12 protein-coding genes and 1 pseudogene are annotated in these 9,305 nt (G+C 59.4%); 4 read left to right on the top strand and 9 right to left on the bottom strand.

Annotated features, from left to right (window positions below; translation table 11 throughout):
• Nucleotides 1–119: ArsA-related P-loop ATPase (locus tag ACZYOF_RS39915; protein WP_463331978.1), on the bottom strand; the 119-nt coding region annotated here is incomplete at its 3' end.
• Nucleotides 120–524: 405 nt separating this feature from the next.
• Between ACZYOF_RS39915 and ACZYOF_RS39920 the strand changes: the two genes are divergently transcribed.
• Together ACZYOF_RS39920 and ACZYOF_RS39925 are read left to right on the top strand one after the other, a co-directional pair.
• On the top strand, nt 525–959 hold the full coding sequence (locus ACZYOF_RS39920) for a response regulator (protein WP_463719178.1): 435 nt from the start codon (nt 525–527) through the stop codon (nt 957–959).
• An 8-nt stretch (nt 960–967) separates the two neighbouring features.
• On the top strand, nt 968–1,381 hold the full coding sequence (locus ACZYOF_RS39925) for an ArsC/Spx/MgsR family protein (protein ID WP_463719179.1): 414 nt from the start codon (nt 968–970) through the stop codon (nt 1,379–1,381).
• Nucleotides 1,382–1,507: 126 nt separating this feature from the next.
• Here ACZYOF_RS39925 and ACZYOF_RS39930 read toward each other — a convergent pair whose 3' ends face one another.
• From ACZYOF_RS39930 to ACZYOF_RS39940, 3 genes are all read right to left on the bottom strand, one after another.
• The gene (locus tag ACZYOF_RS39930) at nt 1,508–1,741 is read right to left on the bottom strand and encodes a hypothetical protein (protein ID WP_207231180.1); all 234 of its coding nucleotides are present in this window, start codon (nt 1,739–1,741) and stop codon (nt 1,508–1,510) included.
• 129 nt (nt 1,742–1,870) lie between these two features.
• A complete protein-coding gene (locus ACZYOF_RS39935) occupies nt 1,871–2,311 on the bottom strand; it encodes a hypothetical protein (RefSeq protein ID WP_455998904.1) in 441 nt (146 codons plus the stop codon).
• Nucleotides 2,312–2,816: 505 nt separating this feature from the next.
• Nucleotides 2,817–2,981, bottom strand: a complete 165-nt coding sequence (locus ACZYOF_RS39940; RefSeq protein WP_155255682.1) for a hypothetical protein — start codon at nt 2,979–2,981, stop codon at nt 2,817–2,819.
• 329 nt (nt 2,982–3,310) lie between these two features.
• On the opposite strand from ACZYOF_RS39940, the gene ACZYOF_RS39945 reads away from it, so the two are divergent.
• Nucleotides 3,311–4,054, top strand: coding sequence for an OmpW/AlkL family protein (locus ACZYOF_RS39945; protein ID WP_455998906.1), 744 nt, complete (start codon nt 3,311–3,313; stop codon nt 4,052–4,054).
• 184 nt (nt 4,055–4,238) lie between these two features.
• The gene (locus ACZYOF_RS39950; RefSeq protein WP_035693183.1) at nt 4,239–4,502 is read left to right on the top strand and encodes a hypothetical protein; all 264 of its coding nucleotides are present in this window, start codon (nt 4,239–4,241) and stop codon (nt 4,500–4,502) included.
• 119 nt (nt 4,503–4,621) lie between these two features.
• Here ACZYOF_RS39950 and ACZYOF_RS39955 read toward each other — a convergent pair whose 3' ends face one another.
• The 5 genes and pseudogenes from ACZYOF_RS39955 to ACZYOF_RS39975 all read right to left on the bottom strand — a co-directional run.
• The gene (locus ACZYOF_RS39955) at nt 4,622–4,969 is read right to left on the bottom strand and encodes a (2Fe-2S) ferredoxin domain-containing protein (protein ID WP_028169327.1); all 348 of its coding nucleotides are present in this window, start codon (nt 4,967–4,969) and stop codon (nt 4,622–4,624) included.
• Between the two features lie 60 nt (nt 4,970–5,029).
• Nucleotides 5,030–5,253 (bottom strand): annotated as a pseudogene (locus tag ACZYOF_RS39960) (BolA/IbaG family iron-sulfur metabolism protein); the annotation flags it as partial.
• A 1,449-nt stretch (nt 5,254–6,702) separates the two neighbouring features.
• Complete coding sequence (locus ACZYOF_RS39965) at nt 6,703–7,767, bottom strand: IS630 family transposase (RefSeq protein WP_463719180.1); 1,065 nt, start codon at nt 7,765–7,767, stop codon at nt 6,703–6,705.
• 73 nt (nt 7,768–7,840) lie between these two features.
• Complete coding sequence (locus tag ACZYOF_RS39970; RefSeq protein WP_051397386.1) at nt 7,841–8,746, bottom strand: carotenoid biosynthesis protein; 906 nt, start codon at nt 8,744–8,746, stop codon at nt 7,841–7,843.
• A 196-nt stretch (nt 8,747–8,942) separates the two neighbouring features.
• Nucleotides 8,943–9,305, bottom strand: a 363-nt coding sequence (locus ACZYOF_RS39975) for an ATP-binding protein (RefSeq protein WP_463719181.1), incomplete at its 5' end; no start/stop codon positions are given.

Consider the following 9,305-nt stretch of genomic DNA (forward strand, 5'->3'; position numbering starts at 1 on the left):
CAGCCCACGATCAGGATCTTGTGGCCCATTTCGGCCAGCGCCGCCAGCGTGTTCTGCGAGGTGGTCGACTTGCCGATGCCACCCTTGCCGTAGAACGCGATTTGTCTCAGTGAAGACATGTTGCTCTGCATCAACCGATTTGCCAAAGTTTGCGCGCTGGCTCGCGCGCCAGCTTTGTTTCTCTCTCAGAAACGAGGCACACGGGTTCAAGGGAAGGAGAGCATCGCTCGTCTTGCGCGTCTGCGTGCACTCAGCCCTCACTCAGTGTTGCTGCATCGTAATAGCAACCCCCGTGCCAAGGCTGTCCACGCTCTTTAAGCTTCTGATTTCGCGTTGAAAAACCAGCGAGCCCGCGGATGACACCAGGTGTTTTGAAGGTGACAGCAATTGTGCCGCTGTCAGAAGCCGAACAAGGATCGCAAGCATCAAACGGGCAAAAGCCGGCTTGGCGCGGGCCCTTTCGATGCGTTCATGCGTGGAACGGAAATTGCTAATTTCTCATACAAGCCGCTTGGAGAGCGATAATGCAGATGGGCGTCGAAACCGCGAAGGCGGAAGACCAGCGACCGGTCTTCGTGGTCGATGATGACGAAATCACCCGGGTGGCTTTGCAGCTTATGCTGCACGATGAGATCGAAACGCACGAGCTTGCAACGCCTGAAGAGGCTTTTGTCAGGGGCGTCGATTGGTTGAAGCCCGATCTGGTGCTGCTCGGCGCCTCCTTTTTCAAACAAAAGGGGCCGCCGTTGATCGGCCAATTGGCGGCCCATTTTTCCGAGGTGCGGATCCTGATCGTCTGCGAGAAATCCGACGAGGCCACCGCGCCCGAAGGCATCAAGGCGGGCGCGCACGGCGTGCTTATCAAGCCTCTCACCTTGGAAGCCGTCCGCAAGAAGGTCGATGGTATTCTCGAACGGGGCGCCACCGCGCCCATCGTGCAGCTCAGGGTGCTGAGTTAGGCCAGGCCATGGCGACGATCATTTTCTATCAAAAACCCGACTGCGCCACCAACGCGCGCCAGATGCAGGCGCTGAAGGCCGCGGGCCACCACGTGATTGCCAAGGATATCTTGAAGGAGCCGTGGCGCGCGGAGGAACTGCGCCAGTTCTTCGGCAATACGCCGATCGGATCCTGGTTCAACCGCGCCGCGCCCCGTATCAAGTCAGGCCAAATCAATCCCGACGCGAGCGACGCGGCGAGCGCACTCGCGCTGATGCTCAGCGATCCGCTCCTGATAAGGCGCCCGCTGATCAACGCCGACGGCGCAAGATGCGCGGGATTCGATCATGAGCCCGTGCTGTCGCTGCTTGGGCGGAGCATGCAGGACGATCTCGAGCGATGCTCGAGCGAGGCAGCCGGAGGGTACTGCCGGAGCGGGTGAGCTACGCTACTCGCTAGTTTAACGAGAGGCGAAGAAAGCGGAGTTTCCCCGCTCCCCTTTCTTCGGGCGCGCGCAGCAGGCTCGCTGAAGACGATCGGGGCTCTACACGCGCGTCTATAATTTTAATTAGGGTTGATGAAAAAGCCCCAAGGTGCAGCCCGCCAATGCGGTCATCGCGGCGGAGCCGGCACATTCGCCGATGCTGAATTGCGCGTGAAAGCCGGACATCAGTGGACGCTTCGCTGCACGTTCCAGTTCGACCGCATCGACATTCGTAGTGACATCGATCAAGCCGAGCGAGGCGCCGAAGGGCTGTTTCATGTCGCCCCACAACAAATTGGCGGGGCGGCCGGACGCCATGGAGGACGTGCCGAGTCCGTCCCTACAGCACCGCCCCGCCTGCGACCGGTGATGGTGCCCCGAATGAAGCAAGCGATGTGCCGATTTTGAAAGTTGGCTACAGTCGCTTCGTACTGGGTGTGTGTAGCGTCATGTGGTGGATATTGGTCTCAAAGCCGACAAAACGACCCGCTCTAGTTCAGTGCGCCCGAAAGCTCCGCCAAGCGGTGTCACTATCAGCCGGTGTGTGATCACGTCGGAGTTGTCGACCACCATGTCGAGCAGCGTGTCCTCGACCATGCGGCAATCCACGCCCTTGATCCGGACGCGGCGAGCATCGCCGTGCCGGAATACAACCCAATCGCCGGCCTTGACATCCTGGCCGTGGAAATAGGTGCCGGTCTGCGGCTCATGCTTGAAGGCGGTCTTGCCCTTCTTGAGCACCAGGCCGACGGTGTCCTGCCAGACTGATTCCTTGATCGCGCCGGTCGACAGGATGAGCCCGCCATCGATCTTCTCCGGCTCGATGTAGATGCTGACCCCTTTGTTGTTCAGCAGCTCGATGGTGCACAGATCGCCAACGAGCTTCATCAGCTCGGCCCTTCTCTTCCTCCGAATTGGAACGGCGTTCCAATGTCGAAACACGTACCATCCCTCTCCTCCTGGTCTTTCAGGATGTCTTCCAGCGTCTAAGCGAGCAGGTGCGCAGCGGCGGCGGGCGCCTTTACCCCACATTGCGCTGATACTGGCGCCCATCTGTGAGCTTGCCGGACGTGATGGCGTCGATCGCCTTCTTATTTAGCTCATCAAGCTTAGCCTTCGGCGTTCGGCTAGATTGGTATCGATGATGACGCTCATTTACGGCCCGCCCACTCGTTTCCGAGCCAATTACAGGAGCGCCATGCGAGTCAGCGGCCATCTGACAAAGAAATGGCCGCCTGCGTTGCCACAAGCGGCCGAAGTCTAGGGAGGAAACGCCCAAGGAGGGCAGGACGCAGCCTAGAACGACCGCCATCAGCAGCTCAATTGAACGTAGGTAATCGTCGGGTATCCAAAGGGTAGGACGGAACGATACGAAGGTTTATGTCGAGATCGGCTAGGCAACGCCAAACTCGCCGCTCGCGCCCGGCTCGGCCACCATATGCCGCACCAGGATCATTTCCAATCCGACTTCCGAACAAGGGGCGACGCGGAATTGATTAGTCAATTGCCGGCCGGCACCCTTCAGATAGAGGAGGAAGCCGGGCAACTTGGCGAACATTGCTGCCTCAATGAATCCCCGCGTATGCGCGGGCATGTCGGCGCAACTTCGAGGCCCCTCGATCGCGCGTTACCGCTGTAGCTGGATTGCATTAGAGCGTGATCCGCAAACGTGGAAACCGCTTTTCCGAGAAGATCATGCTCAAACAAAAAATATAGAGCGGAATGACGATTCGAAGAAAAGTCAGTCATCACGCCTTACGGTCGTGATCCTTTCGCAACATGGCGACTTAATCGTGTCTCGACCGCCCGATTTTGATTCGCATCAAATCCTTCGCGATGCCGCGTGTGTGACAGAGACGTCGCGCGACTCCCCGCGCTGACTTGGGAATCGAAGAATTTGATGAGAACAAGAACAATTCTGACGACAGCCTCGCTGGTCGTGAGGCATTCGGTGGGGCCACCATGTCGCTGCAAGCTGCCGATCTCGCATCGGCGGCGATCTACACCAAAGCGCCGCCGGTCGAACCATTCAATCCCTGGATGATCCGCCTGCGCGTGCTCGGCGTTTTGCCGGATGCTCGAGGTAGCTCGGTTAACGTCTTCGGCGTTCCGGGCCTGTCGTCACCGAATTCGGGGCTCTCGATCAGCGATCAAGTGGTCGCGGAGCTCGACATCACCTATTTCTTCACCCCGAACATCGCCGCCGAACTCATTCTCGGCGCGACCAAGCATCACATCAACGGCACCGGGACGCTCAACGGGCTCGACATCGGCAAATCCTGGCTGTTGCCGCCGACGTTGACGCTGCAATATCACTTCACCGATTTCGGCGCGTTCAAGCCGTATATCGGTGCCGGCATCAACTACACCGTATTCTTCAACCAGTCGGCGGGCAACACGCCGGTCGCTGGCCTCGCGGTCACCGACCTGCAGATCAGCAACCAAGTTGGCGCCGCGGTCCAATTCGGCTTCGACTACATGCTCGACCGTCACTGGGGCTTCAACGTTGACGTGAAGAAGTTGTGGCTGCGGCCGGATTATTCGGCGACCGTAAACAAGGCGATTCCGGTCACCGGGCGCGCCAATATCGACTCATGGCTGGTCGGCGGCGGCATCACCTACAAGTTCTGACCCAAGAGCACGATCGGGGAAAAGTGGAAACCGGGTTGCGCAAACAAAAAGATCGAGCGAGCTGACGGTTCGAAGAAGCGTCATCTCTCTCAGCGCCGGGAGCCGGGCCCGGCGCCGCATTCGCTTTAGCTTTGCGCTATTGGCGGAGCCAACATGAGGTGACGGACCAGATCGAAGGGTAAGAGTGATTGATCAAGCCATTTTCCATCTCGGCGAGCGTCGCGCAAAGCGCCACAAGGACATCAACGTCAGGGATTCAAACGGCTCGCCGCTGGAGGTGGCAGGGCATGGTGATCAGGGACTTGAAATCCAAAGGCTCGTCCACGGTGATCAAGCGCGCACCCTGATCAGGAACATCCATCTTACCGAGGATCCCGACGAAAGCGAAGGCCGCACCTATAAGGTCAAGGGCCCGGTTGGGCACGGAGTTCTTGATGAAGGACCGTGAGGTCACCACCACTCATCACCCTGGCGAAAGAGGGTAACCCAGGATTCCAGAGAGGCCAGTCGTCAGATGGAAGCCGAGACTAACTTGATAGCCCGCGCAAGCTGCCTTTAACCGAGCCCTCAGCTCCGCTTCAACACCATCACCAGGCGGTCGACACGTTTACCTTCCTTGAGATGGGACTCGACGATTTCGTCGATGTCGTCAGGCGTGGTTGGACGGTACCAGACGCCATCGGGATAGACCACCATCAAGGGACCGGCCTTGCAAAAGCCGAGGCAGCCCGCCGCCGTGAAGCCGATATCGGTGAGCCCTTGCACTTCGATCGCCTTGCTCGTCCTGTCCCACAGGGCTTGCGCACCAGCTGCACCGCAGCTGCCGTGCGGATGAGTAGGCGGACGCTGGACGTGGCAGGCAAAGACATGATGCCTGTAGAGTTGAGGAAGCTCGAATTCCGTTTCTGAGTTCATGAGCCCGCCACGCATTCGATTGGGTTCATCTGAAGGGGGACAAGGTCCGAGTGCACCGCTCGGGACCGCGGTCGTCAGCGCGAGCGCGTGAAGCTCGTCACCCATTATCCCGTTGAGCGCCGCATACACAATCTGATGCTGCTTCGGCTCTTGACTGTGAAGGCGCGCGAAACGACGCGGGCGCCATAATGATCGCCGTCGCCGGCTAGATCAGTCATGGACACCTCCGCGTCCGAAAAGCCTTTCCTGATCAGGGCTTCGATGTCTGGTCCCCTCATCGCGATCTGCCTTGCTCCCGCTTGGCTTGCTCCACCATCTTGCTTCTCCATGCAAGCTTCGAACCAAGATGCGCGCCGCGCGCTTCTGCGCCGATCCTTCTCGGTCTGCCGACGTACAACTGCCACTCATCGTCACGTTTGCTACAGCAACGGTCTCTTTTGTTGCGGACGTGACAAACATCGAGCAGACGCGTGCGCCTCCAGCTTTTCCGCAGCTAGCCCCCAAAATAGCCGAAGAATCCCGATCCTTCCGCATGGCCCGGCTCTTGCAATGTCATCTCGCGGAAGGATGTAGCGCGTCACGACCGTCGTCTTCTCGGAGGAGCCCATGAATTTTCGCCAAGCTGCCTGATGAGCTCGACGCCTCGCTACAGCAGGGCATGACCGCTTACCGGCACCATTCGGCGCGAACCGACCGCATCTTTCGGTGAGCGCTGAACGCTCTGACGAGAGCGCGCGATCGCCGAGCGCGGCTTGCGCAAGGGCGCAAGCCAAGCCGGCTGGGACCACGACGGCGCCCATGGCAAACCACAATCGGGGATGCCAGTGGCGTCGGCGCTTCACGCTCTCCGCCTTGAAGGCGCTTGCCTTCAATCAGTTGATTCCTGGGGCAAAGACCTCGATTACAAAGCTAGGGTCAATGGATATGTCGCTTGAATTGATGCGCGTGACTGGGGTTTGTACTTCGCAGGATTGTTCCCCCTCTCCCTGCATGCACGGCCAGCCTACTCTAAAGCGAATCTCCCAGAACTCCTGATACAGGATCGTCATTTCACTGCCTAACGGTCCTGTCACGTCTGGGTCTGCGATCCCCCCTGCCAGCCCAGACGGAGCCCTCGGCGGTTGTAGCCGCCGAGGGCTTTCTTTGTCTCGAGCGCGTTTTGGATGTCACTAACACCTGTTCGCCTCGGCTCCCCCCACAAATGGGGCCTCATTGGAAGCGAAGCCGGCACGCGGATTCACCCGACCAAAAATGGTGCTGGCGTCGACGTTCGCCGCCTTGCCGCCTCACTCGGTGGACAGCGTGAAGCCGCGCCGCTCGCGTTCGTCCGCACGCGATTTTATGGATCTAGCAATGTGGGGAGGCTGCCCCCCGATTCTGAAAGCACGCGGGCGTGCCCTATCGCAGGCTAGGGCGGACGGAAGCAAAAGGAATGCGGGACGACGTCAGCCCCACCTATTCTCTACAGTCGGGCCGACGGCTTTCATCATACGGCTTGCCTGTCTGGTTGCGTGTCCAGTTAGCGAGCGTGGACAACGCGAAATCGAGTTCGGCGCGCGCAGTTTCGTTGGCGACCGTCTCCCGCGATGCAGCGCACATGCAGGCCAGCCGGGCGTCCAACCCTCCGCGCCGACGAGAAAACCGAGATGGAGCTGCCGCGGCCGCTGGAATCGCCCTTCTCGGGCGTATAGAGTTTTGGTTGGCCAGTCCATTCGGCGAGCTAGTACCCGGAATCAGAGCTGAGTGATACGGCGGCCTTTGAACCGGCGTTGACGGACCTTTTTCTTGGTCCAGACGAAGGGCTCGGCTTTGTCGTTGTAAGCGTTGACGTAGGCATCGATGTGGTCCTGAAGCTGCTTGAGGCTTGTGAAGGAAGTGCCGCTGAGCGACTGCCCCTGCAAGATCGAAAACCATACCTCGACCTGACTGAGCCAGGACGCACTTGTCGGCGTGAAATGAAATTCCACGTTGGGGTGGGCATTGAGCCAACGCTCGTTCTTCTTGTGGGTGTTGAGGTTGTCGAGGATGACGTGAAGCTTCCGGTTTGGAAAAGCCGCGGTGACGCTGTTCATGAAATCGAGAAACTCGACGCGGCGACGTCGTTTTGAGTGCGTTGCGATGATCTTTCCGGTGGCGACTTCGAGCGCCGCAAACAGCGTTGTGGTGCCATGCCGCTTGTAATCGTGGCTCTGACCAGTCAAGGCGCGGCCATTGGGCAACTTCAGATAACCCTGCGCTCGCTCCAAGGCCTGGATCGAGGGCTTCTCGTCCACGCACAGCACAATGGCCTTCGCCGGCGGGGCGACATAGAGGCCGACAACATCGGCGGCTTTGGCCGTAAAGTTCGGGTCGTTGCTCTCACACCAGGACTTGCGAGCCGCGAGGTCGATCTTGTGGCTGCGCAGGAACCGCCAGACATATTGGACGTCAACATCGCCCAGCGCCTCGGCCAGCAGGGGCCCGGTCCAGCGTGCGAACCCTTCCGGCGACGGCTTGTCCAGCAGCTTCAAAATCCGCTTGTCGGTGGCCTTCGTATAGATTGGCTGCTTGCCCGGTCGCGCCTTGTCTTGCAGCCCTTCAAGGCCTTGGTCGGCATAACGATGCCGCCAAAGGCTGACAATCCGCGGCTGGACCCCAACTTCCTTGGCGATCGATCGGGTGCTGCGCCCATCCGCCGCCAACAGAACGATCCGCGCCCGCTTCAAATCGCGCTGCAATGTCGTCGGCGAGCGACAACACGCCTCAAGCACCTTGCGATCTTTCCGCGAAAGGTGGACTTCTCTTGCTTCGGGTATCATCCATATCTTGAATCACGACTCACGATCCAAGAAAAGTGGGTACTAGTCCGTGTTGCGACGACATGCCCCGCTTTCAATCGCCAGATATTGATGCGATTGGCTCGCCTTTGCAATTCGCCTGGCGCAAGAGGCGCAGCCCTGCGAGCAATGCGGTGAAGACCATCGTCAGCAGCAGGATCGCGACCGTGGATTCACGGATATCGTGGACCTGCCAGCCATAGCCTCTGTCGTCGACGGCTTCGCCTCTCTCTCCCATGATCCAGGGCACGATGTGCGTAACGCCGGCGCCGACATAGAAAAGGATGCCGATCACCGCTAGCCTGTGACTAATCCTCAAGTGCTGCCGTCGGCCGTCGCAGCGCAGGTGGAGGGCGAAGGCCTGGCAGATCAGCCAGGAGGTGAGAAGCCAGCCGAGATAGTTGGAGAGTGGAACACCGAACATTCCACCGCCGCCGTGCCATATCCAAGCCTTGGCTATCGTCGCGTTAGGGGCATCCGTCACAAGATTCCACTGGGTCATCACGAAAGCGGCTACGATGGGCAGGGCGACCAAATTGAAAGGTCGATCGAGCTGACGATCGGCGTGATCCAAAAGAACCGACGCGACCACCCATGAAAAATAGCCCACAACGAACCATACCGGTCCCACGATGATCGGGATGAGGCCGATCTGCGGCAAGTCCGCGCCGACCACGAAATGAAAGGTCCCAAATGGAAACGCTGTGGCAGCGCTCAGGTTTTCCATCGCAAACGCAATTGCGTTACAAGTAACGAACAGAACCAAGGCGCTCCGCGCACCATAGGCGAAGGTGGCGTGGATCAGGGCGCAGGCAATGAAAAGTGCCGCAAGCGCTTGAGCAACCGGGGTTGGATTCCAGGAAAACCAAATTGCGGCCGCAAGAATGCCGGCGATGGCCAACCAAAGCGCGGCCTCCTGCGGCACGCGGAGTCGGCCTCGGCCGGCATTGTCTGGGGTCATTGCATGCAATCCTTCAGTTGAGCAACCGGCAGCAAGGCTTACTTAACGTAGTTGCACCGGGTAGGCAGCGCAAGTACGAGCAGCGGCGCGGGGAGAGGTGCATATTTCACTGATAGTGAGCAGCGATCTCGCGCGATCATGAGCGCCGAATTCAGACGATCGTGAGCGGCCCGCTCCGGCCAAGGCGTTGATAGAGTCAGCGTTCTGGCTGCTCGTCAAGGGTGATGGTTTTGGCGTTGCGTTTTCGCATGCTTTCGCCGGCCAGCTGGAGGCGGTGAGCGTTATGGACGAGGCGATCCAGAATGGCGTCGGCGAGCGTGGGATCTCCGATAACTTCGTGCCATGAGTCCACGGGAAGTTGGCTGGTTACGATGGTCGATGCGCGGCCATGGCGGTCCTCGAGGACTTCGAGTAGATCGCGCCGCTCGGCGACGGTGAGCACCGACAATCCCCAATCGTCCAAAATCAGAAGCTGGGCGCGGCCAAGGGTTTTGAGCAAGCGGGCATAACGTCCATCGCCCCGCGCGAGCGCCAACGCTTCGAACAATCTTGGGACGCG

The organism is Bradyrhizobium sp. LeoA1Lang (genome assembly GCF_055413685.1).

Bases quoted from the DNA above. Each gene is read 5' to 3' on its own strand.
- ACZYOF_RS39920 (WP_463719178.1), top strand. From the start codon at position 525: ATGCAGATGGGCGTCGAAACCGCGAAGGCGGAAGACCAGCGACCGGTC.
- ACZYOF_RS39925 (WP_463719179.1), top strand. From the start codon at position 968: ATGGCGACGATCATTTTCTATCAAAAACCCGACTGCGCCACCAACGCG.
- ACZYOF_RS39930 (WP_207231180.1), bottom strand. From the start codon at position 1,741: ATGGCGTCCGGCCGCCCCGCCAATTTGTTGTGGGGCGACATGAAACAG.
- ACZYOF_RS39935 (WP_455998904.1), bottom strand. From the start codon at position 2,311: ATGAAGCTCGTTGGCGATCTGTGCACCATCGAGCTGCTGAACAACAAA.
- ACZYOF_RS39940 (WP_155255682.1), bottom strand. From the start codon at position 2,981: ATGTTCGCCAAGTTGCCCGGCTTCCTCCTCTATCTGAAGGGTGCCGGC.
- ACZYOF_RS39955 (WP_028169327.1), bottom strand. From the start codon at position 4,969: ATGAACTCAGAAACGGAATTCGAGCTTCCTCAACTCTACAGGCATCAT.
- ACZYOF_RS39965 (WP_463719180.1), bottom strand. From the start codon at position 7,767: ATGATACCCGAAGCAAGAGAAGTCCACCTTTCGCGGAAAGATCGCAAG.
- ACZYOF_RS39970 (WP_051397386.1), bottom strand. From the start codon at position 8,746: ATGACCCCAGACAATGCCGGCCGAGGCCGACTCCGCGTGCCGCAGGAG.